The sequence below is a fragment of the Azonexus sp. MM2026_4 genome, assembly GCF_055901855.1.
This window is the reverse complement of record NZ_CM148380.1, coordinates 2237947-2263117: the sequence shown is the minus strand read 5'-3', so window position 1 is coordinate 2263117 and position 25171 is coordinate 2237947. Positions and strand designations below refer to the sequence as shown.

General features: G+C 68.9%; 20 protein-coding genes and 1 pseudogene. 10 read left to right on the top strand and 11 right to left on the bottom strand.

Annotated features, from left to right (window positions below; all coding sequences use genetic code 11):
* Window position 1 precedes the first annotated feature (1 nt).
* On the bottom strand, window positions 2-1675 hold the full coding sequence (locus AC0KWY_RS10655; protein WP_474029626.1) for an autotransporter assembly complex protein TamA: 1674 nt from the start codon (window positions 1673-1675) through the stop codon (window positions 2-4).
* Between the two features lie 2 nt (window positions 1676-1677).
* Window positions 1678-3771, bottom strand: a complete 2094-nt coding sequence (locus tag AC0KWY_RS10650; protein WP_474029625.1) for a site-specific recombinase — start codon at window positions 3769-3771, stop codon at window positions 1678-1680.
* Window positions 3772-3880: 109 nt separating this feature from the next.
* Between AC0KWY_RS10650 and AC0KWY_RS10645 the strand changes: the two genes are divergently transcribed.
* From AC0KWY_RS10645 to AC0KWY_RS10625, 5 genes are all read left to right on the top strand, one after another.
* Window positions 3881-4543, top strand: coding sequence for an OmpA family protein (locus AC0KWY_RS10645; protein WP_474029624.1), 663 nt, complete (start codon window positions 3881-3883; stop codon window positions 4541-4543).
* A 68-nt stretch (window positions 4544-4611) separates the two neighbouring features.
* Entirely contained in the window at window positions 4612-6786 is a 2175-nt protein-coding gene (locus AC0KWY_RS10640) for a patatin-like phospholipase family protein (protein ID WP_474029623.1), read from the top strand.
* Entirely contained in the window at window positions 6783-9455 is a 2673-nt protein-coding gene (locus tag AC0KWY_RS10635) for a PD-(D/E)XK nuclease family protein (protein WP_474029622.1), read from the top strand. Before AC0KWY_RS10640 ends, AC0KWY_RS10635 begins: the two co-directional genes overlap by 4 nt.
* Before the next feature lie 34 nt (window positions 9456-9489).
* Window positions 9490-10794 (top strand): ABC transporter substrate-binding protein, encoded by a 1305-nt coding sequence (locus AC0KWY_RS10630; protein WP_474029621.1) that lies wholly within the window; start codon window positions 9490-9492, stop codon window positions 10792-10794.
* Window positions 10791-13115: an ATP-binding protein gene (locus AC0KWY_RS10625; RefSeq protein WP_474029620.1), complete on the top strand. Its 2325-nt coding sequence runs from the start codon at window positions 10791-10793 to the stop codon at window positions 13113-13115. Before AC0KWY_RS10630 ends, AC0KWY_RS10625 begins: the two co-directional genes overlap by 4 nt.
* A 49-nt stretch (window positions 13116-13164) precedes the next feature.
* Here the strand turns inward: AC0KWY_RS10625 and AC0KWY_RS10620 are convergent, their stop codons facing one another.
* The 5 genes and pseudogenes from AC0KWY_RS10620 to AC0KWY_RS10600 all read right to left on the bottom strand — a co-directional run bounded on the left by AC0KWY_RS10620 (window position 13165) and on the right by AC0KWY_RS10600 (window position 15957).
* Window positions 13165-13665, bottom strand: coding sequence for a DUF3592 domain-containing protein (locus tag AC0KWY_RS10620; protein ID WP_474029619.1), 501 nt, complete (start codon window positions 13663-13665; stop codon window positions 13165-13167).
* Between the two features lie 212 nt (window positions 13666-13877).
* Window positions 13878-14381, bottom strand: a complete 504-nt coding sequence (locus AC0KWY_RS10615; protein ID WP_474029618.1) for a hypothetical protein — start codon at window positions 14379-14381, stop codon at window positions 13878-13880.
* A gap of 134 nt (window positions 14382-14515) precedes the next feature.
* Window positions 14516-14698: a hypothetical protein gene (locus AC0KWY_RS10610; protein ID WP_474029775.1), complete on the bottom strand. Its 183-nt coding sequence runs from the start codon at window positions 14696-14698 to the stop codon at window positions 14516-14518.
* Window positions 14699-14752: 54 nt separating this feature from the next.
* Window positions 14753-14818, bottom strand: a pseudogene (locus tag AC0KWY_RS10605) (zinc finger protein); the annotation flags it as partial.
* A gap of 221 nt (window positions 14819-15039) precedes the next feature.
* Window positions 15040-15957, bottom strand: coding sequence for a LysR family transcriptional regulator (locus tag AC0KWY_RS10600; RefSeq protein WP_474029617.1), 918 nt, complete (start codon window positions 15955-15957; stop codon window positions 15040-15042).
* A 103-nt stretch (window positions 15958-16060) separates the two neighbouring features.
* On the opposite strand from AC0KWY_RS10600, the gene AC0KWY_RS10595 reads away from it, so the two are divergent.
* The 3 genes from AC0KWY_RS10595 to AC0KWY_RS10585 are packed head-to-tail and all read left to right on the top strand — an operon-like array spanning window position 16061 to window position 18197.
* Window positions 16061-16771, top strand: coding sequence for a pirin family protein (locus AC0KWY_RS10595; protein WP_474029615.1), 711 nt, complete (start codon window positions 16061-16063; stop codon window positions 16769-16771).
* A gap of 24 nt (window positions 16772-16795) precedes the next feature.
* Window positions 16796-17347, top strand: coding sequence for a flavodoxin family protein (locus tag AC0KWY_RS10590; protein WP_474029614.1), 552 nt, complete (start codon window positions 16796-16798; stop codon window positions 17345-17347).
* A 49-nt stretch (window positions 17348-17396) separates the two neighbouring features.
* On the top strand, window positions 17397-18197 hold the full coding sequence (locus tag AC0KWY_RS10585; protein WP_474029613.1) for a response regulator: 801 nt from the start codon (window positions 17397-17399) through the stop codon (window positions 18195-18197).
* A gap of 18 nt (window positions 18198-18215) precedes the next feature.
* Here AC0KWY_RS10585 and AC0KWY_RS10580 read toward each other — a convergent pair whose 3' ends face one another.
* Genes AC0KWY_RS10580 through AC0KWY_RS10570 form a run of 3 tightly spaced genes read right to left on the bottom strand, consistent with a single transcriptional unit; the run spans window position 18216 to window position 20427 of the window.
* Window positions 18216-18737, bottom strand: a complete 522-nt coding sequence (locus AC0KWY_RS10580; RefSeq protein WP_474029612.1) for a hypothetical protein — start codon at window positions 18735-18737, stop codon at window positions 18216-18218.
* Window positions 18734-19297 (bottom strand): hypothetical protein, encoded by a 564-nt coding sequence (locus AC0KWY_RS10575; RefSeq protein ID WP_474029611.1) that lies wholly within the window; start codon window positions 19295-19297, stop codon window positions 18734-18736. Before AC0KWY_RS10575 ends, AC0KWY_RS10580 begins: the two co-directional genes overlap by 4 nt.
* Window positions 19294-20427 carry an exo-alpha-sialidase gene (locus AC0KWY_RS10570; RefSeq protein ID WP_474029610.1) on the bottom strand — a complete coding sequence of 378 codons (1134 nt, stop codon included), beginning with the start codon at window positions 20425-20427 and terminating at the stop codon, window positions 19294-19296. Before AC0KWY_RS10570 ends, AC0KWY_RS10575 begins: the two co-directional genes overlap by 4 nt.
* Window positions 20428-20543: 116 nt before the next feature.
* Between AC0KWY_RS10570 and AC0KWY_RS10565 the strand changes: the two genes are divergently transcribed.
* Window positions 20544-23102, top strand: coding sequence for a putative bifunctional diguanylate cyclase/phosphodiesterase (locus AC0KWY_RS10565; RefSeq protein ID WP_474029609.1), 2559 nt, complete (start codon window positions 20544-20546; stop codon window positions 23100-23102).
* Here the strand turns inward: AC0KWY_RS10565 and AC0KWY_RS10560 are convergent, their stop codons facing one another.
* Window positions 23103-23888 (bottom strand): enoyl-CoA hydratase, encoded by a 786-nt coding sequence (locus AC0KWY_RS10560; protein WP_474029608.1) that lies wholly within the window; start codon window positions 23886-23888, stop codon window positions 23103-23105.
* Window positions 23889-24004: 116 nt separating this feature from the next.
* Here AC0KWY_RS10560 and AC0KWY_RS10555 point away from each other — a divergent pair, with 116 nt between their 5' ends.
* Window positions 24005-25159, top strand: a complete 1155-nt coding sequence (locus AC0KWY_RS10555) for a benzoate/H(+) symporter BenE family transporter (protein WP_474029607.1) — start codon at window positions 24005-24007, stop codon at window positions 25157-25159.
* The last annotated feature ends 12 nt before the right edge of the window (window positions 25160-25171 follow it).

Here is a 25171-nt window from a genome sequence, read left to right as displayed (position 1 = left end):
ATCAGAACGGGATCGCCAGCGAGAAATGCAGTTGCACGGCGCGCTCGCGTTCGCCGTAGCCGAGGTCGGCGCCGATCGGCCCGGCCGGGCTGCGCCAGCGCACGCCGAGCCCGTAGCCGACGGCGAGGCGGGCGTCGGCGAGGGCATCGACGGCGTCGCCGGCGTCGATGAAGGCGGCGACGCCCCAGTCGTCGTTCAGCCAGTGCGTGTACTCGGCGCTGGCGACGGCCATGTAGCGGCCGCCGACGGTCGCTGTGCCTTCGCGGATGCCGAGGCTCTGGTAGGCGTAGCCGCGCACCGAGCCGGTGCCGCCGGTACGGAACAGGTAGTCCTGCGGCACGTGTAGCCGGCTGTCGGCGTAGGTGCGGCCGAGTTCGCCGCGCAGCGCCAGGGTATCGCGGCCGCCGAACGGCAGGTAATACTGGACGCGACCGTGGGCGCGCACGAAATTGGCGTCGGAAAGCAGGGCGCGGGCGGCGCCGCCGAGGCTCAACTGGACCACCAGGCCGGCGCGCGGGTCGAGCGGGTTGTCGACGGCGCGCCAGGTCCACGTGGCGTTGGCGACCAGCGCCCGGCTGGTGACGCTGGCGGCGCCGTCCGGCGAGCGCCGCTCGCGCTGCCAGTTGAGCGACAGCCGCTGCTCGACGCTGCCGCGCTGCTGGATGCTCTGCACGCCGAAAGCATGACGTTCGGTGCGCAGGTCCTCGATGTCGCTGCTTTCCTGCGCGAAGCCGAAACCGTGCCGCCGCTGGCTGGCGTCCGGCGGCAGGAAGACGTCGCCGTAGAGGGTCTGCCGCTTCTGTTCGAGACGCAGGCCGCCGGTGAACTCCCAGGCCTGGTCGAGGAAGTTCGGCGTCTGGTAGTTGGCCTCGACGCGGGCGCCGGTGTTCGAGCTGAAACCGGCGCCGAAGCCGGCGCGGTGGCCGGGGCGTTCGCGCAGCCGCAGGTCGACCGGGACCGTCGCGTTGCCGTCGCCGTCGACGCTGGCGGCGTCCATGTCGAGTTCGGCGCGGGCGCTGGCGAAGTAGGGCGTCGCCTGCAACTGGCTGGCGAGCAGGTGCAGGTCCTCGGCGCGGTAGGGGCGGCCGACCCGCACCTGGCGGTTGTAGCGGGCGACCAGTTCGGGCGGGAAGCGGTACAGGCCGTCAATGCGCAGTTCGCCGTAGCGGTAGCGCGGGCCGGCGTCGTAATGGGCGCGCAGCGTCGCCCGCTGCGTCGCGGCGTCGATCGTCGCCGCGCTGTCGTCGAGGCGGGCGGCGGCGTGTTCGACGGCGAGCAGTTCGGCCAGCACCTGCTGCTTGGCGTCGTTCCAGTCGGCCTGGCGGAAGGGCTGGCCGACCGGCAGCCGCCAGCCGGCAAGCAGCGCCTCGCGGCGCGCCGGATCGAGCGGGCCGGCGATGGCGAGGTCGACTTCGGCGATGCGGGTGCGCGGGCCGGGGTCGATCTTCAGCGTCAGCCCGTCATCGCCGTCGGCGATTTCGATCTGCGGCGTGAAATAACCTTCGGTGGCGAGGATTTCCTCGCCCAGTGCGCGTGCTCCCTGGCGCCCGGTGTGTTCGGTGAGGAAGGGCGAGATGCGGCCGGCCAGATCGTCGGGCGCTTCGACCTGCCACTGCGCGGCGGCGGGCAGCGCGCAGCAGAGCATCAGGGCGGGCAGGCCGGCGCGGCGCCGCATCGTCAGGCGGCGGGCGGCCGCGGCGGACGCAGGAAGCTGCCCGGCTGGCGGCGCAGGCGGCGGCCGATGGCGCCGAGCAGCGGTCCCCAGTGGGCGAACTCGATGCGCCGCGCGCGCATCGCCGTGCGCAGCGCCAGCGCGAAGCTGACGCCGAGGTTGGTGAGGCCGATCAGGGCCACGCCGAGGACGCCGAGCAGCAGCGCCTGCCAGGCGATCGCGTAATCGAGGCCGCCCAGCGCGTAGCCGAGGTTGGCCGAGGAGAAGGCGATGTGGCGGATGTCGAGCGGTAGCCCGAGCATGGCGCCGAGCATGCCGGTCGAGCCGAGCATGCAGCCGAACAGGAAATTGCCCATGATGCCGCCCAGGCGGTCCTCGATGTAGCGGCCGATGCGCTCGGCGCGGGGGCGCCCGGCGACAGCGCGCAGCCAGCGCAGGTAGCCGATGCGGCGGCCGATGTCGGCGTAGGCGGCGCGGTTGTCGAAGTAGCCGCTGATCAGCCCGGACAGGAAGAGGTAGAAACCGGCGATGGCGGCGTGCGGGATCGCCCACGACAGCGGGTCGAGGTCGCCCAGCAGGTGGAGCGCCTTGTCCGGGCCGACCGCCTCGCCGCCGAGCAGGGTGAAGGCGACGCCGACCAGCAGGGCGACCGGGAAGGCGACGGCGACGTTACCGAAGATTGCCGCCAACTGGCTGCGGCTGACCGCGGCGGCGACGTCGGCGACGCGTTCGAGTTCGGCGTTGCGGTTCGGTTTCAGTTCGCCGAGCAGGCCGGCCAGCGTCTGCGCGGTCATCGCCGGCTGCTTGGTGGCGACGGTGAAGCCGAGCAGGAAGATGAGTACGAAGCCGAGTCCGTAGATCATGCTGAACAGGAAAGCCTCGACGAAGGGCGGGGCGTGCAGCGTCGCCGCCTTGATCTTGAGCAGCGCCATGACGCCGATCAGGACCCCGGCACCGGCCGCCGAACGCCACATCTTGCGGTAGTCGGCCGGCGTCTCGCAGATGTAATGCTCGCCGGAACGGGCGGCGTTCTCGGTGACGCGCACGGCGAGCACGCCGGACAACTGGCCGAGGTAATGGCGCAGGCCGTGGCGGCGGTTTTCGGCGAGAAAGACGGCGCGCGCGAAGTCGGCCCATTGCGCGATCGCCGCCTCGTGCGGCACCTCGCGCAGGCCGGCGGTGAGGATGGCGACCAATTCCGCCAGCCGCTGCAGGCTTTGTTCGCCGCGCGTCAGCAGGTAGGAAAGATGCAGGCTGGTGCCGATGGTGAGCGCTCGCTTGCGGATGCGCTTCAGGGTGTCCTGGCACTGGTTGACGATGACCTGCAACTGGTCGCCGTTGTCGAAACGTTCGCTGTCGCCGTCGAGGCCGGCGCGGAAGGCGCTGACGAAATCGAGCGCTTCCGCCGAGAGGGCGATGAAGCGCGGCGCGTCGTCGTCGAGGTCGGGCGAGGCGCGCATCAGCTCGTCCTCGACGCCGAGGCCGCTGACGCGGTGGGCGAGGAGCAGGATGGCGTCGAGCATCTGTTCCTGGACGCCGCGCCGGTCGCGCTCGCGGAAATCCTCGGGCGGCGCCAGCAGCGTCCAGAAGCGCTGCGCCAGCGGCGCCGGGATGGCTTCCAGCCAGCGCCAGTCGTCGCGCCGTTCGAAGATCAGCTGCAGGCAGTCGCGCATCCGCCGCTCGTCGGGGGCTTCCGGCAGCAGCCGGTTGCCGAGGATGCGCCACCATTCGGAGAAGAAGCCGGTGCCGGGCAGGATGCCGCTGTCGGTGAAGAAGGTCAGCAGCCGCCGGCTGCCGATGAAGCTGAGGACGTGGTGACGGAAGGCGGCGGCGAGGGTGGCGTCCTCTTCGAGGCGTTCGAGGAGCAGCGCGTAGCGCGCCGGCGTCCCGTCGTCGCCGCCGTGCGCCGGGCGCAGCGCGGCGATCAGCCGGCGCAGCAGGCTCAGTGCGTCGGCCTCTTCGTTGCGGAAAGCCGCCAGCGTATCGAGCAGGCGTTGGTCGGAAGCGGCGCCGCGCGGACGCAGGCGACGGAGCAGTTGGGGCAGCGATTTGAGCAAGGGCAGTGGGGCGGGGCGGCCGCAGCGTTGCAAGAATGCCATGATATCGCGTCAAGTCGCTTTATCCGGTGCTTCCGGCTTGGCGCCTTGGTGACGATTCGTAATAGAATGTTCCGCACCTTCTAACAACAACTTTTCCTCGGGAAAAAACATGAACCTCGTTAAGAAATCCATCGCTGTTGCCCTGCTCGCGGGTATCGGTTTCTCGGCTGTCGCCCAGGAACGTGTCTATGTCATCGACCAGCGCGACGTCGTCGCCAAGAGCGGTTTCGGCCTCTGCTGGCGCACCGGTTACTGGACCCCGGCCGCTGCCGCCGCCGACAAGGCCGGTTGCGAATGCGACCGCGACCTGCTGCCGAAGGCCGCCTGCGAAGGCAAGGCCGTCACCCCGGCTGGCGCTGCCGCCGCCGCTGCCGCTGGCGTCAAGCCGACCGGCGAGAAGGTCACCGTCGCCGCTGACGCGCTGTTCGACTTCAACAAGGCTGTCCTGCGTCCGGAAGGCAAGGCCAAGCTTGACGAGCTGGTCGCCAAGGCTGGCCAGATCAAGCTCGAAGTGATCCTCGCCGTCGGCCACACCGACCGCATCGGCGGTGCCGCCTACAACCAGAAGCTGTCCGAGAAGCGCGCTGCCGCGGTCAAGGAATACCTGGTTGCCAAGGGCATCGAAGCCAACCGCGTCTACACCGAAGGCAAGGGCGAAACCCAGCCGGTCACCGGCGACAAGTGCGGCAAGGGCGAGAAGAAGTCGAAGTCGCTGATCGACTGCCTGCAGGCCGATCGCCGCGTCGACATCGAAGTCATCGGCACCAAGTAATCCTGCCGCTTGCTTTCGCAGTCAATGAAAAGCCCTGCTCCGGCAGGGCTTTTTCACATCTGGACAACATGATCCGCCGCCTGCTTTCCTGCTGTGTTCTCGTCCTTGCCCTGGGCGCCGGTCTTGCTCAAGCGACGCCGGCGGAACGGCCGCGGGTCGGGCTGGTGCTCGGCGGCGGCGGGGCGCGCGGCGCCGCCCACCTGGGTATCCTGGAAGCGCTCGAAGCGCAGCGCATCCCGGTCGATTGCATCGCCGGCACCAGCATGGGCGCTCTCTTCGCCGGCGCCTGGGCGGCCGGCGTGACGCCGGCGGCGATGCGGCGCGAACTGGAACGGGTGGATTGGCGCGACATCTTCATCGACAACCCGGAATACGGCGAGATGGGTTACCGCAACCGGCTGATCGCCCGCACTTATCCGCCGGGTTCCGAAGGCGGCGTCGGCGACAGCGGTGTGCGCTACCAGGGGGGCGTCGTCGCCGGCCAGAAGATCAAGCTCTTCCTCAACCGCCTGGTCGGCACCGCGCGTCAGATCGAGAGCCTGCCCTTGCCGCTGTCGATCGTCGCCACCGACATCGGCAGCGGCCAGCGGGTGGTCTTCCGCGATGGCACGCTGAGCACGGCGATGCGCGCCAGCATGTCGGTGCCCGGCCTGCTGGCGCCAACCGAGGCGGCCGGCCGCAAGCTGGTTGATGGCGGCCTGGTCGACAACCTGCCGGTCGGCGAGGTGCGCGAGCGCTGCCGGGCCGACGTCGTGATCGCCGTCGATGTCGGCACGCCCTTGCTGAAGAGCGAGGAGATCGGTTCGCTGCTCAGCGTGTCGGCGCAGATGATCGGCATCCTCACCCAGCAGAACGTCGAACGTTCGCTGGCCCTGCTCGGGCCGCGCGACATCCTGATCCGCCCCGAGCTCGGCGACATTACGGCGGTCGATTTTCCGCGCCACGCCGAGGCCGCCGAACGCGGCCGCCTGGCCGCGCAGGCGGTGGTCGAGCGGCTGGCGGCGCTGAGCCTGAGCCCGGCGGACTATGCCGCCTGGCAGCAGGGCGTGGCGGTCGAAGCACAGCCGCAATTGCGCGTCGATGCGGTCGAGGTGGCCGGCTTGCGCCGGGTCAGTCCGCAGGCGGTCGAGCGCCTGCTCGACATCGTGCCGGGCGAGGAGGTCGGCGCCCTGCGCATCGATAACAACCTGTTGCGCATCTACGGCGACGGCCATTACGAGAGCGTCGATTACGCGCTGAGCAACGAAGCCGGGCGCAACCTGCTGCGCGTGATGCCGGTCGAGAAATCCTGGGGGCCGGACTACTTGCGCTTCGGCATCACCTTGCAGGCGGACGACGGCGACGGTGCCTCCTTCGGCCTGCGCGGCGCCTACCATCGGACCTGGCTCAACGCGCTGGGCGGCGAGTTGCTCTATCACGCCGAACTGGGCACCCACAACCGGCTCGGGGTCAATTACTACCAGCCGCTCGACGCGCGCCAGCGGCTTTTCTTCGAGGCGCTGGCCGGCGTCGACCAGGAACGCATCGGCATTTACCAGGACGACCGCCGGCTCGCCGAGTACAAGGCCAGCGAGGGCCGGCTCGGCGTCTGGCTCGGCCACAGCCTGGGCGTGTACGGCAACGTCCGCCTCGGCTGGTTGCAGCGCGACCGGCGTTACCGTCTCGATACCGGGCAGCCGCTGCTGCCCAACTTCGATACCGACTTCGGCGGCTGGCAGGCGAGCGTCGACCTCGATCGCTTCGACCGCATGTATTTCCCGACCCGTGGCTGGGCCGCCCGACTGACCTATTTCGATTCGCCGAAGCTCGATTACGCCCGGGTCGATGTCGATCTGCGCGGCGCCTTCTCGGTCGCCGACAACGTCTTCAACGCCCGTTTCGCCTACACCGGTTCGCCGCACGGCCGTTTGCCCGGCTTCGACGCCGCCCGCCTCGGCGGCTTCCTCAACATGACGGCGTTCAGCCGCGACCAGTTGCAGGGCGACAGCGTCCGCTACTTCGGCCTGCGCACCGAGCACATCGTCAGCCGCATGCCGCTCGGCCTGCGCGGCGACCTGCGCCTCGGCCTGGCGTTGGAAGCGGCCAATCTCGGCGGCCAACTGAGCGAAACGCGGCGCCGTCAGTGGATCGATTCGACCGCGCTCTACCTCGGCGGCGAAACGCCGCTCGGCCCCGCCTATCTCGGCATCGGCCGCTCGTCCACCGGGGCGTCGAGCATCTTCCTGTTCGTCGGCGCGCCATGAGTCAGACGCTTCACCTGTGCGCCACCTCGCGTCTGGCGCAGACGCTGCGCCAGATGCTGCCGGCGGCGGGAGCCGCCTGGCGGACGCCGCTGGCGCTGACCCTCGGCCAGTGGCTGGCGGAGCTGGCCGACGCCGCGCTGCTTGCCGGCGCGGCGGTGCCGATCGCGCTCGACAGCGACGCCGAGCGCCTGCTCTGGGAACAGGTGGTCGCCGAAGCATTGGCCGGCGGGGTTGCCGGCGGCGCCCTGTTCGACCTTGCCGGCCTCGCTGCCAGCGCCCAGGAAGCGCATGCGCTGTGCCGCGAATGGGGGCTGACGGCGGGTGGCGATGGCGACGAGTCCCGCCTGTTCGCCGACTGGCAGGCGCGTTTTCTCAAGCGCTGCCGCAACGCCGGTTGGATCGACGCCGGCGGCCTGCAGCACTGGCTGATCGAGCGCCTGAATGAAGGCGTCTGCGCCTTGCCCGAGCGCGTCGTGGTCGCCGGTTTCGACCGGCCGACGCCGCTTGAGCGCCAGTTGTTCGCAGCGCTGGCCGGGCGTGGCGTCGTCGTCGAGGCCTTGCCGGCGGCCGCCGTCGCCCGCCGGATCGAGGTACGCAGCGGTGCCGATGCCGCCGCCGAATGCCATGCCGTCGCCGCCTGGGTCGGCGAACGCCTGGCGGCCGATCCGCAGGCCAAGCTCGGCATTGTTGCCCCCGACCTGGCCGCTGTCCGCGACCGCCTCGCCGGTCTGCTCGACGAAGTCCTGCTGCCGGCGGCCTTGCGTCCCGACGCCGCCGATCTGGCGCGGCCCTACAACATCTCGCTCGGCCGGCCGCTCGCCGAGCAGCCGGTGGTGCGCAGCGCGCTCGAACTGCTGGCGGTCGCCGGCAGCCGCGGCAGCGTCGAACAGACCCGCTTGTCGGCGTTGCTGCTCGGCGGTTTCTGGGCCGGCGCCGACAGTGAGGCCGACGTGCGCGCCCGGCTCGACGCCGCGCAGCGCCGCCGCCTCGGCTTCCTGACCACGCCGGCGGCCCTGCTGCGCCTCGGCGAACGGCTGGAGCTGCCCTGTCCGCGCACGCTCGCCGCGCTCGCCGAGGGCTGCGGGCTGGCCGCGGCGGCGCCGCGCAGCCAGCGGCCGGCGGCCTGGGGCCGGCATTTCCGGCAGATGCTGGCGGTGCTCGGCTGGCCCGGCGAACGGCCGCTGTCCAGCCACGAATTCCAGGCCCAACGCGCCTTCCTCGAACTGCTCGACGGCTTCGGTCGGCTCGACGGCGTGCTCGGCAGCATTGGCGCGTCGACCGCCCTGGCTCGCCTGCGCGATCTCTGCCGGCACCGCGTGTTCCAGCCGGAAACCCGCGGCCGGCCGGCGGTGCAGGTGCTCGGCGTGCTGGAGAGTGCCGGCCTCGAGTTCGACGCGCTGTGGGTGATGGGGATGAACGATGACCGCTGGCCGCCGCCGCCGCGTCCCAACCCGCTGCTGCCGGCCGCCGCGCAGCGGGCGGCGGGCAGCGCCCACGCCAGCGCCGAGGTCGAGCTCGACTTCGCCCGCCGCGTCCAGGCCCGCCTGCTGCGCTCGGCGCCGCAACTGATCTTTTCCTTCGCCCAGGCCGACGGCAACCGCCTGCTGCGGCCAAGTCCGCTGCTCGCCGAGCTGCCGCCGGCGCAGCCGCTGACGGTGCGGGTGGCGACGCTGGCCAGCCGGCTGGCGCTGGCCGATCAGCGCGTCGCGCTGACCGACGCCATGGCGCCGCCGCTGGCCCCGGGCGAAACGGTGCCCGGCGGCAGCTGGCTGCTGCGCGCCCAGGCGATCTGCCCGGCCTGGGCCTTCTACCGTTTCCGGCTCGCCGCCCAGGCGCTCGAAGCGCCGGTCGACGGGCTCGATCCGGCCGCCCGTGGCACGCTGGTGCATGCCGCGCTCGAAGCCTTCTGGCGCCAGTGCGGCGGCAGCGCGGCGCTCGCCGCGCAGGACGCCGCCGCCCGGACGGCAGCCATCGCCGGCGCTGTCGCTACGGCGCTGGCGCGCTTCGAGCAGACGCTGGGCGGCAGCCTGCCGGCGCGTTTCCGGCAGCTCGAAGGCGGCCGCCTGCGCCGCCTGCTCGAGCGCTGGCTGGCGCTCGAAGCGAGCCGGCCGCAGCCGTTCACGGTCGCCGCCTGCGAGCAGGCGCAGGAAGTCGCGATCGAGGGCATCCGGGTCAAGGTGGTGGCCGACCGTATCGACCGCCTGGAAGATGGCCGCCAGTTGATCATCGACTACAAGACCGGTGCCAGCATCGACGTCCGCAACTGGGCGAGCGAACGCCTCAGCGAGCCGCAACTGCCGATCTACGCGGCGCTGGTGGCGGACGACGTGGCCGGCGTCGCTTTCGCCAAGGTGCTCGCCGACAAGCCGGCCTTCACCGGCGTCGCCGACGGTGGCGACCTGCTGCCCGGTGTCGCCGGGCTGGCCGACGGCCGCCAGAAACTGTTCGACCCGGCGCGCTTCCCGGACTGGCCGGCGGTGCTCGAGCACTGGCGCGGCCGGCTGCAGGCGGTCGCCCGCGAGGTCGGCGACGGCGTCGCCGGCGTCGTCTTCGCCGACGAGGCGGAGCTGCGCTATTGCGAGGTGCTGCCCCTGCTCCGCCTGCCCGAGCGGCGGCGCCTGCTGGCGGCGGCGCAGCCGGAGGTGCCGACGGTGATGGAGTCGAGATAAGATGTCGGCTCGTTTGCGGCGAGGGAGGGGGGAGATGGCGATCAAAGGCTGGCAACTGCTCGGCAGTCTTGTCCTTTGTTTGCTCGCTGCCTGCGGCAGGGAGACGGCGCCGGCAGCGCCGCCGGCGCGCAGCACGGTGACCTTCCTGCATTACTTTACGGATTCACTGAGCGGCGGCGTCGGCGAGACGGCGGCGGCGTTCAACGCGCAGAGCACGCGCCACGAGCTGAAGGCGGTTTCCCTCGACCACGAGGCCTTCAAGAGCAGCATCCGCGACACTCTGCAGGCCGGCAATCCGCCCGACCTTTATTCGAACTGGGCGGGCGCCCGCACGGCGGCCATCGTCGACCGCCTGGAACCGATCGACGACGTCTGGGCCAGCGCCGGCCTCGACGCCGCCTTCCCGCCGGCGGTGACCCGGGCGGCGAGCGAATACGCCGGCCACAAGTACCTGCTGCCGCTGACTCAGCACTACATCGGCATCTTCTACAACAAGCGCCTGTTCGCCGAACACGGCCTGCAGCCGCCGGCCACCTGGGATGAATTCCTGGTCGTCTGCGAGCGTCTCAAGGCGGCCGGCGTGACGCCGATCGCCCTCGGCGCGCGCGACAAGTGGCCGGCGCAGTTCTGGTTCGATTTCCTGCTCCTGCGCAGCGCGCCCTACGCCTTCCGCCAGCGCCTGCTGAACGGCGAGGAACGCTTCGACGATCCGCGCGTGCTGGCCGTCTTCGCCCGCTGGAAGAGCCTGCTCGATGCCGGCTATTTCAACCGCCAGCCGCATCCGAACAGCCTGGCCTGGGACAGCGGCGCCAACGAGATGGTCTATCGCGGCGAGGCGGCGATGACCCTGATGGGGACCTGGAACATCGGCTATTTCACCAATGCCGCGCACGGCTGGGTGGCCGGCCGCGATTTCGACTTCTTCCCCTTCCCGGTCATCGATCCGCAACTGCCGCGGGTGGCGATGGGGCCGATCGACGGCCTGGTCTTGCCGCGGCGGGCGGCCAATGCGGCGGGCGCCCGCGAGGTGCTTGCCTATTTCGCCGGCGCCGCCGCCCAGCAGGCGTTCAGCCGCGGCTCCGGGGCGCTGGCGCCGAACCGCCAGGTGCCGGCCAGCGCCTACAGCGAACTGCAACAGCGGGTGAGTGAGGAAATCGGCCGCAGCCCGATCTTCACCTTCGCTTTCGACCTGGCGGCGCCGCCGGCCGTCGCCAGCCTCGGTCTCGACGCCTTTGCCGATTTCCTCGCCTTCCCGCAGAGCTACCCGGAAATCGCCCGGCAACTGGCCGCCGCCGCGCCGGCGGCCTTCGCCGTCGCCGCAGGGACAACGCCACCGTGAAATGGCTCGAGCGGCTCGGCTTCCGGCAGAAAATCCAGCTCAGTTTCGCCGCGCTGGTGCTGCTCGTGGCCGCCAACGCCCTGGTCGGCATCTACGCCGCCGTCTCGATCAGCCGTCAGGTCGGCGAGCAGGAGGTGCTGGCCGGGATCATCGGCGACATCATGCAGTTGCGCGACGCCACCGAGCGCTTTTCCCGGCAGCGGGCGCGCCAGGCCGAAGCGCAGGCGCTCGCCACGCTGGCCGGACTGGAGCGGCGGATCGCCGCGGCGCCGGCGCAGGACGAAGGCTATGCGGCGCTGCGTCCGCTGCTCGACGATTATCGCCGGCAGTTCCAGAAATACACGATCGAGGTCGACCAGCGGGCGGCGCTGGAAAGCCGCGCCCTGCTGCTCGGGCAGCGGCTGCCGGCGGCGCTGGCCGATACCCGCTTGCGCTTCGCGTCGCTCGGCGACCGCGAACGCTTCGATGCCCTGCTGCTGCGCCTGCTCGGTCTGCAATGGCAGGAGCGGGCGCTGCAGGAACAGCCGGGAGATGGCGAGCCGCGCCTGCTCGCCGACCTGCGCGCCGGTCTCGAACGCTTGCGGACGAGCGCGCCGGGGCGGGATCCCGAGGCCCAGCGCCACGTCTATCGCATCCTCCAGGATGCCGGTGATTACGTCGGCAGTTTCAGCGCCTACCTGAACCTGCGCGCCCGCAGCGACCGTAGCGAACAGCGGCTGGACGAGATCACCGGCCAGTTGAACGCGGCGGCGCTGGCGCTCAACGAGCGGGCGCGGCAGTCGATCGAAGCCCAGGTGCCAACCTCGATCGGTCTCATGGGGTTGGTCTTTCTCGGCATCCTGCTCCTTGCCGCGTCGTTTTCCGCCCGCCTCAGCCGCAGCATCCTGCAGCCGATCAACCGCCTGATCGGCACCACCCGGCAGATTGCCGCCGGCGAGTTCGAAGCGCGGGCGGCGGTCGACGTCGATGACGAGATCGGCGAACTCGCCCGTTCCTTCAACCGCATGACCGACAGCCTGCGTGCCCTGCAACTCGGACTCGAGCAACGGGTCGCCGAGCGCACCGTCCAGCTCGCCGAGGCCAACGCCGCGCTGCGCGACTACCAGGGGCATCTCGAAGCCATGGTCAACGAGCGGACGCGCGAACTGCTCACCGCCAAGGAATCAGCGGAAGCCGCCAACCGCGCGAAGACCAGCTTCCTCGCCAACATGAGCCACGAACTGCGGACGCCGATGAACGGCATCCTCGGCATGATCGCGCTCGCCCACAAGCAGGTCGGCGACCCGCGGCCGCGCGAGCAACTGGACAAGGCGCGGCGCTCCGCCGAGCGCCTGCTCGCCATCCTCAACGACATTCTCGACCTGTCGCGCATCGAGGCTGACCGCCTGCACCTCGAACAGGCGCCGTTCCGGCTGGCTACCGTACTCGACAACATCGACATCCTGTTCGCCCACCGCGCCGCCGAAAAAGGCCTGCGCCTGCGTTGCGAGATGCCGCCGGCGCTCGCCGGCGTATCTCTGCTCGGCGACGCGTTGCGCCTCGGGCAGATCCTGATCAACCTGGTCGGCAACGCGATCAAGTTCAGCGAGCATGGCGACGTCGTGCTGCGCGTCAGTCGCGGCGACGCCGGCGACGGCCCGGTCGAGCTGCGCTTCGAGGTCGAGGACAGCGGCATCGGCATCGGTAGCGCCGATCAGCAACGCATCTTCGCCGCCTTCGAACAGGCCGACGGCTCGATGACCCGCAAGTACGGCGGCAGCGGTCTCGGCCTTGCCATCTGCCGGCAACTGGCGCAACTGATGGGCGGCGACATCGGCGTCGTCAGCACGCCCGGCCAGGGCAGCGTCTTCTGGTTCGTCGTCCGCCTGCCCGAAGTGGCGGCTGGCGAGCCGGTCCCGTCAGCCGCGCCGGACGCCCAGGAAAACGAGGCCGCGCTGCGCGCCGACTGCAGGGGCCGTCGCATCCTGCTCGCCGACGACGAACCGATCAGCCGCGAAGTCGGCGAAATCCTCCTCGCCGGCGCCGGCCTCCAGGTCGACACCGCCGAAGACGGCGAACAGGCGCTGGCGCTCGCCCGCCAGCAGACCTACGACCTGATCCTGATGGACATGCAGATGCCCAACCGCAACGGCATCGACGCCACCCGCGCCATCCGCGCCGACTCCGTGAACCAGCGCACGCCGATCCTGGCGATGACCGCCAACGTCTTCAACAGCGATCGCGACGCCTGCCTCGCCGCCGGCATGAACGACCACCTCGCCAAGCCGCTGACCCCGGAAGCGCTGTTCGCGGCGGTGCATCGCTGGTTGCGGGCGGGCTAGGCGAGCATCTTGCCGAGATAAGGCAAATTATTGAGGTGGGACGCGAGTCTCATCCCGTATTTCCAAGCTTTTTCCTGGCGGCAGAATCGATCTCTGGTGATTCCCGCTTGTGGCGCTTCTTTTTTCCCCGTATCGCATCCAGGGTTAGCAAACCGGCGCAACCCAGAAAGGGGATGGAGAACACGCAAAGCAGCAACGGGGGGAGCCAGAGATAGAATGCTCGATCAAGTCGGACCAGCTCTCTCTTGCCCTGGTTTCGTATCAGGACGCGCACCGGACTGCCAGCGGTGAAATTCGGCGCTGGATTCGCATTCTGTTCGACAAGCTCCTGGGATGATCCGTCAGGATGAACGAAGCGCACTACAACTGCGCAGCCTTTGCTACGGCGTGGGCATTCGAAGCGATCTATCACTCCGCTGACGGGCTGGCTGTAGTAAGTTGCCAGTACAGCTTCGCGCAAGCCAGAAATGCCGATCGCGGCAGGTGTGCTACCTGCGAGTGCGAAAGCAGCTATGAAAACCAGTGTCGATGTGCGTATTTTCTCTGCCATGGGTAACTGCTCGCGCCTTGAAATGCTATCTGCCGACGTTGACCGCTCGCTTGCTTGATTCCGGGGGCATCATTTCCTCGGCTGTCTTTCAATTGAGCAGCCCGGTGTTTTGTTCGGGTTGGCCGGAATTCTGCTGGCCCGTCCATTGGGATGCGAGCGGTTTGCCGATGAACGTACGAGGCAAGCTGCTTCCGGAAGCGTTCCTTTGCTCCTTACATGTCCAGCGTCGTGCAGCCGATCCGGGATGCCTTGTCGCTCCGGAAGTAGGTGTAAGGCGGGATGGTGTAGAAGCTCTCCGCGTCGTAGGCGAATTCGCGGCTGAACAACACCGGTGCGTCTTCGTTCCGCAGGACGAAAGAAGTCTTGGCGCCGACGGACGCGATGTGGTCGGCAATCGGGCCGTCCACAAGCACCGAGAAGTCGGAGCCGCTGTCACCCCAGAAATCGAACGCCTTCGCCGGAAAGCCCAGCACCCGGGTGCCGGCCGGCAACTGCCAGCTACCTTCGGGCGGCCCCTCGACGACTTGCGCGCCGGTGACACCCAGTCGCGTCAATGACCGGATGAAGGCGGGGTCCTGAACGTCCTGAATGGCACGGGGGGCGCAAAAGACGGCACCCGTCAGCCATTGCTCGAGGTCGGCGAGCGATTTCAAGTGGGTGGGCCGGGACAGGTCGAGCGTCGCCGGATAGTAGTGCGGCGCATCGAGGTGGCGCATCAAGAAACCGGCTGCCGCTGGCGGCAGCTTCGCCCGCTGCCAGTAGGCGATGGCGACGCCGGTGAGGATTGCCGCGAGAAAGAAGGCGGCTGTCCTGTGCGACTTGTTTGTTTCCCGATGGGGTGGGCTAGGGTCTAAGCCTTGCGCCATTTGGACCAGGCGATTAATCGGCCGATTAAACCACCACCAATAACACAGGTTGGGAACACGAATTTCTCGGCACCGTAGTGGTACTCGAAGACGGTATTTACGAGAAGTAGCCCCAGTAATGCGCCGAGGAAGGCTCCGGCTCCGCTGTACATGCGGCGGTCGATCATCTGAGCTCCCTTGCGAAACGCGGCTGAGTGACCGATTGCCTCATATATCAGTGTTGTTCCGCACTGAATGCATCGAACAGAGGTTGCTGAGTTCTGGGTATTGCAAGTTGGACAATACATAGGGACCTAACGGTTATTTCGGGCGGCAGAGTTGATCAATGAATTCGGTGCGGTTTTGGTGGGTGCGGCTGTGTCCTGGTATGCATGAGGAATGGTCTGGCGGCAGGATCAGCACGTTAGCATAAGTTGATTGCGGATGTATTTCGTCGGAACCCAGTCCGCTAGTACCGTGGTCAGAAGGCGCTTCCTTGCCATCCCGCCGGCGAAGGCGGCGCGCCCGCTCAGCCCGTCCCTAGCCCCTCGCTGAGCATGGCCAGCGTTGCCGGTTTCGCCAGTTCGTCGAGGAACCAGCGCAGCGCCTTGCCGATCTGGCGGTTGCGCCAGGCGATGTGCGACTGCAGCGGCGGTTGCGGGTCGGCAAGTTGCAGTTCGACGAGGCGGCCGGCGGCGATTTCCGGGTCGGCCAGCCAGGCCGGCAAGTGGCCGACACCGAGGCCGGCCAGTTGGGCTTGCGCCTTGGCGCGCATGTCGGGGACGCGCAGCGCGTCCTGGCCTTCGATCAGGCCGACGGTGCGGGCGGTCAGTTCGCGCGAGGTGTCGGCGATGACGATGGCGCGGTGGCGCATCAGTTCGGCGCTCGGCAGCGCTCCCTGCCAGCTGGCCAGCGGGTGCCCGGCGGCGACCACCAGGCGCATCACCGTCCGGCACAGCAGGCGGCTGCTGATGCCGCCGCGCGCCGGCGGGTCGCCGGGGGCGCCGAGCACGAGGTCGGCGCGGTCGGCGGCGAGGGCGTCCCAGGTGCCGCCGAGGACTTCGTTGCCGAGGCTGATCCGGGTATGGTGGCCGGCGTCGTAGAAGCGGCGGATCAGCGGGAAGATCCGTTCGCTGGGGATGATGGCGTCGATGCCGATGCGCAGTTCGGCTTCCCAGCCGGTGGCGATGCGCTGCACGCGCCGTTCCAGCTCCTGAGCGGCGCGCAGCAGGTGGCGACCGTCGCCGAGCAGGGTGCGGCCGGCGTCGTTGAGGATGGCGCGGCGGCCTTCGCGGATGAAGAGCGGGGTGCCGAGGTCGCTTTCCAGCTTGGCGACGGCGTGCGACAGCGCCGACGGCACCCGGTGCAGCACGGCGGCGGCGGCGGTGAAGCTGCCGTGGTGGTCGATGGCGTCGAGTACCTGGAGCTGATCGAGGGTGATCTTCATGTGAAATTAATTGAATGAATCGGCCGAAATTGTTCGCTGTTTCCGGTTGAACTCTAGGCTTAACATGGCGCCAAAGCAATGTATTCATTCAACAGGATTCATCATGGTCAAGCTTCGCGGTGCCGCTGAACGGGGTTATGCCGACCATGGCTGGTTGCAGGCGCAGCACAGCTTTTCCTTTGCCGATTACGACGACGCGGCGCATCTGGGCTGGGGCGCGCTGCGCGTGATCAACGAGGACCGCATCGCGCCGGATGCCGGTTTCGGCATGCACGGCCACCGCGACATGGAGATCGTCACCTGGTTGATCGGCGGCGAGCTGGAGCACCGCGACAGCCTCGGCAACGGCGGCGTGCTGCGCCCCGGCGAGGTGCAGCGGATGAGCGCCGGCAGCGGCATCCGGCACAGCGAATTCAACCCGTCGTCGAGCGCGTCGACGCATCTGCTGCAGATCTGGCTGCGCCCGGCGCGGGCCGGCGGCCAGCCCTCCTGGGAGCAACGCAGCTTCGCGCCGGCGCTGCTGCACGACCGCCTGCAGCCGATCGCCACGCCCGACGGCGCCGACGGCAGCACGACGATCGCCCAGGACGCCCGCGTCTATGCCAGCCGGCCGGCTGCCGGTAGCCGTCTCGTTCATGCCTTGGCACCCGGTCGTCTCGGCTGGGTGCAATTGGTCGCCGGCCGCCTGACGGTGAATGGTGTAGCGCTGGCCGCCGGCGACGGTGCGGCGCTCGCCGACGAGGCGCACATCGAGTTCCTGGCCGACGAAGCGGCCGAGTTCCTGTTCTTCGACCTTCCACCCGAATCAATCTGACCTTCATCCCCGAAAGGAAACACCATGAGCCAAGTTGTCGTCGTCTATCACTCCGGTTACGGCCACACCCAGCGCGTTGCCGAAACCGTCGCCGCCGGTGCCGGCGCCGAACTGCTCGCCATCGACGCCGAGGGCAACCTGCCCGAAGGCGCCTGGGACAAGCTCGCCGCGGCGAGCGCCATCGTCTTCGGCACGCCGACCTACATGGGCGGTCCGAGCTGGCAGTTCAAGAAGTTCGCCGATGCCTCGTCCAAGGCCTGGTTCACCCGCGTCTGGCAGGACAAGCTGTTTGCCGGCTTCAGTTGCAGCGCCAGCCCGATCGGCGACAAGGGCTCGACGCTGGCCTACCTGCACACGCTGGCGTCGCAGCACGGCGGCCTGTGGGTTTCGCTCGGCATGTTGCCGAGCAACACCAAGGCGGCGACGCGCAATGACGTCAATAGCCTGGGCGGTTCGGTCGGTCTGATGGTGCAGTGCCCGTCCGATGCTCCCGCTGCCGAAATTCCCGCCGGCGACATCGAGACCGCCCGCCGCTTCGGCGAGCGCATCGCCGCCGTCACCGGCCGCTTCAAGTAAGCGGCGCGCTGCTATAGTGAGGGCCATCGTCGTTCCCGGAGTGAACCGCATGGCCCTGACTTCTTCCCTGGCCGAACTCGTCGTCCTGCTGGTCGAGCCGTCGCAGATGCAAGCCAACCTCGTCACGCGCATGCTCGAACACCAGGGTATCCGGCGGGTGACCGCGGTCACCACGGCGCGCGCGGCGTTGGCCGCGCTGAACGATCCGGACCCCGGCCAGGTGGTGATCAGCAGCCTCTACCTGCCGGACATGCCGGGCACCGAACTGGTGACGGCGATGCGTGCCGAACCGATGCTGGAAACCATTCCCTTCATCCTGGTTTCCAGCGAAACCCGGCCGCAACTGCTCGAACCGATCCGTCAGTCCGGCGCCTGCGCCATCGTCGCCAAGCCCTTCACCGAGCAGCAACTGGCGCGCGCCCTCTACGCCGCGGTGGATAACCTCAACCCGCCGGAAGAGCTCGATGTCGCCGACATCGAAGCCTTGCGCGTGCTGGTCGTCGACGACAGCGTCGCTTCCCGCCACTACCTGCGGCGCCTGCTCGAAGAGCTGGGGATCACGCGCATCACCGAATGCGCCAACGGCCGCGAGGCGGTCGCCGTGCTGCAGGAAAACCTGTTCGATCTGGTCATCACCGACTACAACATGCCGGAGATGGACGGCCGCGAACTCACCGAGTACATCCGCACCCAGAGCTGGCAGGCCGACGTGCCGGTGCTGATGGTGACCAGCGAGCAGAACATGGGGCGCCTGGCGGCGGTCGAGCGGGCTGGCGTCTCCGCCATCTGCGACAAGCCGTTCGAGGCGTCCAGCGTGCGCACGCTGATCAACGACGCGCTGCGCTCCTGAAACGGCCGGGGCGGCGCGCTACTGCGCCGGGAAGCCCCGACGGATTTCGGCGAACAGCGCCGCGTTGGCCCCTCCCCCGGCGGCGGAAGAAATCATGATGATCAGGCTGGCGTCGACCAGGAAATACGCGTAGACCGTGTTGGCTTCGCTGCGCAGTTTTTTTCCGCGCACGCCATCCAGAGCGCTGGCAAGCTTTTGCAGCTCGTCCGGCGACGAGGTCCGGAAACGCTCCACCGTGAAATAGCTTTCGCCGTTGATCAGCTTGACCAGCTCGTAGCCGGTCAGACGCTTGAGATGGTCGCGACCCACCGTCCGCGAGATTGCCCGGGCTGTTTCCCTGGCGTGCCGGCAGGGCGCGTCGTCCGTCTGCACCACAAGCTCGGGATGCTGGCGCAGCAGCGTAGCAACGGCCTGGCCGAGCCGCCCGTCGGCGATCGGCGCCAGCTTCTGCGAACATGGCTGAATCTGCGCCCCGGCATCGCCGGGGGGTGCCGAAATCGCCAGTAAACAGGCGGTGATTGCTGCAGCGAAGTTTTTCATGGGTCAGCGCGGCGTTGTCGCCGGATGACGATGAGGCGGATTGCCAGTCCGCGCAGGACGACGCTCAGCGCGAGCAGGACCAGCAGCGGGTCGAGCAGCGCGTCCCAGAGGTTGGCGAAGAGGCCGGCGGCGTAGGCGGCGAGGCCGGCGGCGAGGATCAGCAGCCAGCTGTGCAGGCCGCGCCACCAGAGCAAGATGCCGAACGGCAGCAGGGCCGCCAGCAGAGGCAGCGGCTGGTAGCCGAGGGCGTAGGGGTCGAAGCCGCCCCAGCCGAGCGCGGTCGGGTAGAAGAGCGCGGCGACACCGACGACGACCAGCGCCGCCGGGTAGGTCAACGGCACCAGCGGCCGTTGCCGCAGGTGGAGCAGCGCCAGGATCAGCAGGGTCAGCGAGGGCGGCCCGAACAACCCGTGCAGCGCCGGCGCGATGCCGGCCAGCAGGGCGACGGTGGTTCCCGCCAGCGCCGCGTGCGGACGCAGCACGCCGAGCGGCAGCAGGCTGACCAGGCCGCCGAAGATCAGGCCGTGGGCGAGCAGGCCGTAGGCGGCGAGCAGGTTCATGGCAGGCCTCCGGCGAGCCAGGCCTCGTTGAAGGCGAGGTGGCGGATGCCCTGCCGGCGCCAGGCATAGACGAGGTGGATGCGGCCGTCGGCGGCCTGCAGCAGCGCCGGCTCCGAGAAATCGGCGGTGGCGTCGGCGGCGTCCTCGACGCGGCGTGCCAGGCGCCAGTTGCTGCCGTCCGGGTCGCCCAGCCAGAGCGCCAGGCGGCCGCGTCCGCTGCCCTCGTTGCCGGCCAGCAGCAGACGGCCGCTGGCCAGGCCCAGCAGCGCCAGCGGCGTGCCGGGATTGGCGATCGCCGAGGGCGGCGCCGCTTGCCAGCTGGCGCCGCCGTCGGTGCTGCGCGCGGCGGCCAGGCCAGGGCCGGGGATGGCCACCGACAGCGCCGTCGCGCTGGCGTTGTCGGTGGCGGCGATGGCCGGGTAGGCGGTGCCGGCCGGCAGGCGGCGTTTGTCGACGATGCGGCCGGCGCGGTCGACGCGCAGCCATTCGCCGTAAGGGCGCAGGGCGGACTGGCTGAGGGTCAGTCCGAAGCCGCCATCGGCCAGCGGCAGCGGGGTTTGCGCCAAGGGGGCGCTGCCGGTGAACGGCGTGGTGATCCGTAGTTCGGGCCGTCGCCAGTGCCGCCCGCCGTTGTCCGACTGGCTGTAGAGCAGCAGGCCGCCGACGCCACCGACACCGCTGGCGGCGTACCAGAGCTGCAGGCGGTCGCCGTCGGCGGCGAGCACCGGGTGGGCGAGGCGGTCGATATGGGCGAAGACGGCGCCGGCGCTGTCCTGCAGCGTGGTCAGCGGCAGCGGCTCCTGCCACTGGCCGTCGATCAGGCGGCTGAACCAGATTGCGTCCTGCGCGTACTTGCCGCCGGCGACGCCGACCCAGGCGGCGACCAGCGTGCCGTCGGCGAGCCGGGCCAGGCTCGGGCTGGCGGCGGCGGAACCGGTGCCGGGGAGCATCCGCGCCTGATGGAGCGGTGGCGTCGGCGGGGCGGGGCGGGTGGCCGGCACGGCGAAGCCGGTTGCCGTGGCGCGCGGCGCCTGGACGAAGGCGGCGGCGAGGGCGGCGAGGAAAACGGCGGGCGCCAGCCAGTGCAGGTGGCGTTGCAGGACGGGAAGGAAGGCCGGAAGGGGCTGCATGGGGCGGATTGTAACCCCGGCGACCAGCCGGGCGGCCGACGTGACATACTCGCGGCATTCGCCGCCGGCGGCGGATCGGGCGGATTTGGTGATACTCTCTGCGCGGGGAGAACGCTATGCGCATCAACAGTTTCATTCTGGCGACCTCGGCCGTGGTCGCAGCCTTGTTTTTTGGCGGCGCCTATTGGTCGCTCGACCGGGTTTTCGACAACATCGTGCGGACCAACGCCGCGCGCGCGTCCGATGCCGCGACCCGGATCACCTTCGCCTCGATGTACCAGTTGATGAGCCAGGGCTGGAGCCGCAAGCAGGCCAACGACTTCCTGCGCGAGATGGCGGGGTCCGGTGCCGGCAGCAGCATGCAGGTGCAGATCTACCGCGGTCAGCCGGTGGTCGAGCTGTACGGCGAGATCGCCCAGCCGCCGATCGATGCGCCGCTCGCCGAAGCCTTGCGCACTGGCCGCGCGACCCAGATCGACAGCAAGGAAGAAGCGCGCCATATCTACCCGCTGCTCGCCGATGCGCGTTGCCTGAAATGCCATACCAACGTCCAGCCGGGCGTCGCGCTGGGGGCGATCGAAGTGCGCCAGGAATACGCCGGCCTGCTCGCCGACGCGCGCCATGAGTTGCTACTGGCCTTCGCCTTGCTCGTGCCGCTGGCGGCGATTCTCGCCGGCGCTGCCGTGTGGTGGGTCGGTCGGCGCATCGAAGGTGCCGTCGAAAGCCTGCAGCAGGAGTTCGATCAGGTCGGCGCGGTTGGCGACCTGAAGGCGCTGGCGGTGACCGAGCGCGATTTCGTCTTCGTCGAACTCAAGCGCATCGACCAGGCGTTGCGCGCGTTGCTCGACAAGGTGCGCGGCATCGCCGTGGACAAGGATGTCCTCAGTTTCGAGATCGGCCTGCTCGAGAAGTTCGTCATCACCGCCGATGTCGTCCGCGACTGGCGCGAGTACGTCGGCCGTCTGCTGGTCGACATCAATACCATCCTGCCAGCGCATACGCTGTTCTCGATCTTCAAGATCGACGACGAGATGTTCGACCTCGAAGTCTTCTGGTACGGGCCGGTGTCGTTTGACACCAAGCGGCGGATGGAGCACTACATCAACCAGGAGCTGATGCGCACGGCGACCTTCTCGGAATGCGGCAGCTTCGCCGTCCATCACCACGTCGCCAACAGCGACGGCCCGGTGGTCGAGTTGAGCGACGCCGAGGTGTCGTTGCGCGCCAAGTCCTTCTTCGTCGACAAGCCGAAGATCGGCGGCATCGTCGGCATCGGCGTCCATGCCGGGGTGCTCGACGACGAGACGCGCTACCTGGTGGTCGAGAGCGTGCTGTCGACCTTGCTCAACGTCGTCGGCTCGGTCAAGGCGATCTACAAGTACACGCGCGATCTCGAGTACTACGCGACGCGCGACCCGCTGACCGACCTCTTCAACCAGCGCGTCTTCTGGGAACTCTCGTCCTACGAGATCGGCCGTGCCCAGCGCAACGGCTACAGCTTCGGCCTGCTGCTGATCGACCTCGACAACTTCAAGCTGGTCAACGACAACCACGGCCACACCGTCGGCGACACCTACCTGCAGCGTTTCGCGCGCCAGGTGCAGGGGGCGCTGCGCGACGGCGACATCCTGGTCCGCTACGGCGGCGACGAGTTCGTCGCCGTGCTGCCGGAAGCGACCCAGGAATCGGTGGTGGTGGTGGCGCAGCGGGTGCGCAGCGCCGTCGAGCAGCTCGAGGTGATCACGCCGGAAGGCGTCCGCCTGCGCGGCACGGCGTCGATCGGCCTGGCCGTCTATCCGGACCACGCGGACAGCACCAAGGACTTGCTGATGTTCGCCGACAACATGATGTACCGGGCCAAGGCGGCGGGTAAGGACCAGGTGGCGGTGCCGACCCCGGACGACGTCGTCGAGATCTTCCGCGACATCTCGCAGAAGAGCCTGATGGTCGTCGAGGCGATCGAGAACCAGCGCATCGTTCCCTACTTCCAGCCCATCCTCGATGTGGCGAGCCGGCAGATCGTCGCCTACGAGGTACTGTCGCGCATCGATCTGGCCGGCGAGATGATCCGCGCCGACGAGTTCGTCGAGATCGCCGAGAAGATCGGCGTCATCCACCGTCTCGACATGCTGGTGCTGGAGCGGGCGCTGTTTTCCCTGTCGCAGCAGGGGCACGACGGCGAAATTTTCGTCAACCTGTCGCCGCGGGCGCTGGTGTTCAGCGAGTTCGCCCGCGACCTGCGCCGCATCATCGCCGCCAGCGGCGTCGAGCCGGATCGCATCGTGTTCGAGATCACCGAGCGCGACACGGTGAAGAATCTGGCCCTGCTCGAACGCTTCCTGATCGACCTCAAGGCCGACGGCTTCAAGCTGGCGATCGACGACTTCGGTTCCGGTTTCTCGTCCTTCCACTACCTGCGGCGTTTCCCGATCGACTACCTGAAGATCGAGGGCGACTTCATCGCCAACATGCTGGTCAACAACAAGGACCGCACCTTCGTCACCAGCATCCGTTCGCTGGCGCGGGAAATGGGCATCGCGGTGGTCGCCGAGTACGTCGAATCGCCGGAAGTGCTGCGCGAACTCGAACGCATGGAAATCCACCGCGCCCAGGGCTACTACATCGGCCGCCCGGCCCCGGCCATCCTGCCCCGGGACTGGCAGCCGCCGGCCTGATCAGCAGCCCTTGTAGGCCGGCTTGCGCTTCTGCATGAAAGCGTCGATGCCTTCGCCGGCATCCTCGCTCATCATGTTGCAGGCCATCACCTCGCCGGCATAGTCGTAGGCGTCGGCGAGGCCCATTTCCAGCTGCTTGTAGAACATGCCCTTGCCCATGCGCACGGCGACGGCGCTCTTGGCGAGGATGGAGCCGGCCAGGCGCTCGATTTCGGCGTCCAGCGCGTCGGCCGGGACGACGCGGTTGACCAGGCCTTTGGCGCGGGCTTCCATGGCGTCGATGAACTCCCCGGTGAGCAGCATTTCCAGTGCCGCCTTGCGCCCCAGGTTGCGCGCCAGGCCGACCGCCGGCGTCGAGCAGAAAAGGCCGACGTTGATGCCGGAGACGGCGAACTTGGCGACGTCGGCAGCCACCGCCAGATCGCACATCGATACCAGCTGGCAGCCGGCGGCGGTGGCGATGCCGTGAACGCGGGCGATCACCGGCTGCGGCAGGCGGGTGATCGTCAGCATCAATTCGCCGCACTGGCGGAACAGCGCCTGCATGAACTCCTTGCTGTGGTTGGCGCGCATTTCCTTGAGGTCGTGGCCGGCGCAAAAGGCCTTGCCGGCGCCGGCGATGACGACGACGCGGACTTTTTCGTCGGCGGCGATGGCGTCGAGTTCGCTCTGCAGCGCCGTCAGCATCTCGCGCGACAGCGAATTGAACTGGCTGGGCCGGTTCAGGGTCAGCGTGGTCAGGCCGTCGGCCCGGTCGTCGCGCAACAGACAGGATTCTTCGTTCATTCTGGTCTCCTCTATCGGTTTTGTTGGTGAGTTGCGACTGTAACCGAGAAGCCGGGCGGGCTCCAGCCGTCGGCCGCCTGCTATGATGCCGGGCTGTTTTTCCGGATGTTGCCGCCATGCGCCGCCTGTTTTCCGTCTCCCACCTGACCGCCGGGTTCATCGCAGTCCTCGTCGGCTACACCAGTTCGGCGGCGATCGTCTTCCAGGCGGCGAGCGCCGCCGGGGCCGGTGCCGAACTGATCGGCTCGTGGCTGTGGGCGCTCGGCATCGGCATGTTCGCCACCTCGGTCGGCCTGTCGCTGTGGTTCAAGGCGCCGGTGCTGACCGCCTGGTCGACGCCGGGGGCGGCGCTGCTTGCCGTTGGTCTCACCGGCGTGCCGATGAGCGAGGCGATCGGCGCTTTCCTGTTTGCTTCGGCGCTGATCGTCGTCTGCGGCGTTTTCGGGCTGTTCGAGGCGATCATGCGCCACGTCCCGAAATCGCTGGCGGCGGCATTGCTGGCCGGCGTCCTGGCGCGCTTCGGGATGGCGCTGTTCACCGCGCTGGGCAGCGAGTTGCTGCTGGTCGGGGCGATGTTCGCCGTCTATTTCGCCGGTCGCCGCTGGCTGCCGCGCTACGCCGTGCCGCTCGCCTTCATGGTCGGCCTGCTGCTCGCCGCGGTCGGCGGCATGATCCACGGCGAGGCGGTGAGCCTGACGCTGGCGCTGCCGGTGTGGACGACGCCGACCTTTTCATTGACCACGCTGATCGGCGTCGGCCTGCCGCTGTTCATCGTCACCATGGCCAGCCAGAACGTGCCCGGTCTGGCGGTATTGCGCGCCAACGGCTACTCGACGCCGGCCTCGCCGCTGATCACCTGGACCGGCGTCACCGGCCTGTTGCTGGCGCCGTTCGGCGGCTTCGCCTTCAACCTGGCGGCGATCACCGCCGCCATCTGCATGAGCCCGGCGGCCGATCCCGACCCGGCGCAGCGTTACCGGGCCGCCATCTGGGCCGGCGTCTTCTACCTGTTTACCGGTCTCTTCGGGGCGACCGTCGCCGCGCTGTTCGGCGCGCTGCCGGCGGCGCTGATCGCGGCGATCGCCGGGCTGGCGCTGCTCGGCACCATTGGCAACAGCCTCGGCGCGGCGCTCGCCGACGAGCGCGAGCGGGAAGCGGCGCTGGTCACCTTCCTGGCCACCGCCTCGGGGATGTCGCTGTTCGGCATCGGCAGCGCCTTCTGGGGCTTGCTGCTCGGACTCCTGGTGCTGAAACTGGTGCCGCCGCGATGAGGCGTGGCGAGG

Excerpts from the sequence above, each read along its gene's own strand:
- AC0KWY_RS10560 (WP_474029608.1), bottom strand. The coding sequence starts at position 23,888 with ATGAACGAAGAATCCTGTCTGTTGCGCGACGACCGGGCCGACGGCCTG.
- AC0KWY_RS10635 (WP_474029622.1), top strand. The coding sequence starts at position 6,783 with ATGAGTCAGACGCTTCACCTGTGCGCCACCTCGCGTCTGGCGCAGACG.
- AC0KWY_RS10650 (WP_474029625.1), bottom strand. The coding sequence starts at position 3,771 with ATGGCATTCTTGCAACGCTGCGGCCGCCCCGCCCCACTGCCCTTGCTC.
- AC0KWY_RS10570 (WP_474029610.1), bottom strand. The coding sequence starts at position 20,427 with ATGCAGCCCCTTCCGGCCTTCCTTCCCGTCCTGCAACGCCACCTGCAC.
- AC0KWY_RS10615 (WP_474029618.1), bottom strand. The coding sequence starts at position 14,381 with ATGCGCCACCTCGATGCGCCGCACTACTATCCGGCGACGCTCGACCTG.
- AC0KWY_RS10565 (WP_474029609.1), top strand. The coding sequence starts at position 20,544 with ATGCGCATCAACAGTTTCATTCTGGCGACCTCGGCCGTGGTCGCAGCC.
- AC0KWY_RS10620 (WP_474029619.1), bottom strand. The coding sequence starts at position 13,665 with ATGGCAGAGAAAATACGCACATCGACACTGGTTTTCATAGCTGCTTTC.
- AC0KWY_RS10595 (WP_474029615.1), top strand. The coding sequence starts at position 16,061 with ATGGTCAAGCTTCGCGGTGCCGCTGAACGGGGTTATGCCGACCATGGC.
- AC0KWY_RS10585 (WP_474029613.1), top strand. The coding sequence starts at position 17,397 with ATGGCCCTGACTTCTTCCCTGGCCGAACTCGTCGTCCTGCTGGTCGAG.
- AC0KWY_RS10600 (WP_474029617.1), bottom strand. The coding sequence starts at position 15,957 with ATGAAGATCACCCTCGATCAGCTCCAGGTACTCGACGCCATCGACCAC.
- AC0KWY_RS10640 (WP_474029623.1), top strand. The coding sequence starts at position 4,612 with ATGATCCGCCGCCTGCTTTCCTGCTGTGTTCTCGTCCTTGCCCTGGGC.
- AC0KWY_RS10580 (WP_474029612.1), bottom strand. The coding sequence starts at position 18,737 with ATGAAAAACTTCGCTGCAGCAATCACCGCCTGTTTACTGGCGATTTCG.
- AC0KWY_RS10590 (WP_474029614.1), top strand. The coding sequence starts at position 16,796 with ATGAGCCAAGTTGTCGTCGTCTATCACTCCGGTTACGGCCACACCCAG.
- AC0KWY_RS10645 (WP_474029624.1), top strand. The coding sequence starts at position 3,881 with ATGAACCTCGTTAAGAAATCCATCGCTGTTGCCCTGCTCGCGGGTATC.
- AC0KWY_RS10655 (WP_474029626.1), bottom strand. The coding sequence starts at position 1,675 with ATGCGGCGCCGCGCCGGCCTGCCCGCCCTGATGCTCTGCTGCGCGCTG.
- AC0KWY_RS10630 (WP_474029621.1), top strand. The coding sequence starts at position 9,490 with ATGGCGATCAAAGGCTGGCAACTGCTCGGCAGTCTTGTCCTTTGTTTG.
- AC0KWY_RS10575 (WP_474029611.1), bottom strand. The coding sequence starts at position 19,297 with ATGAACCTGCTCGCCGCCTACGGCCTGCTCGCCCACGGCCTGATCTTC.
- AC0KWY_RS10610 (WP_474029775.1), bottom strand. The coding sequence starts at position 14,698 with ATGATCGACCGCCGCATGTACAGCGGAGCCGGAGCCTTCCTCGGCGCA.
- AC0KWY_RS10555 (WP_474029607.1), top strand. The coding sequence starts at position 24,005 with ATGCGCCGCCTGTTTTCCGTCTCCCACCTGACCGCCGGGTTCATCGCA.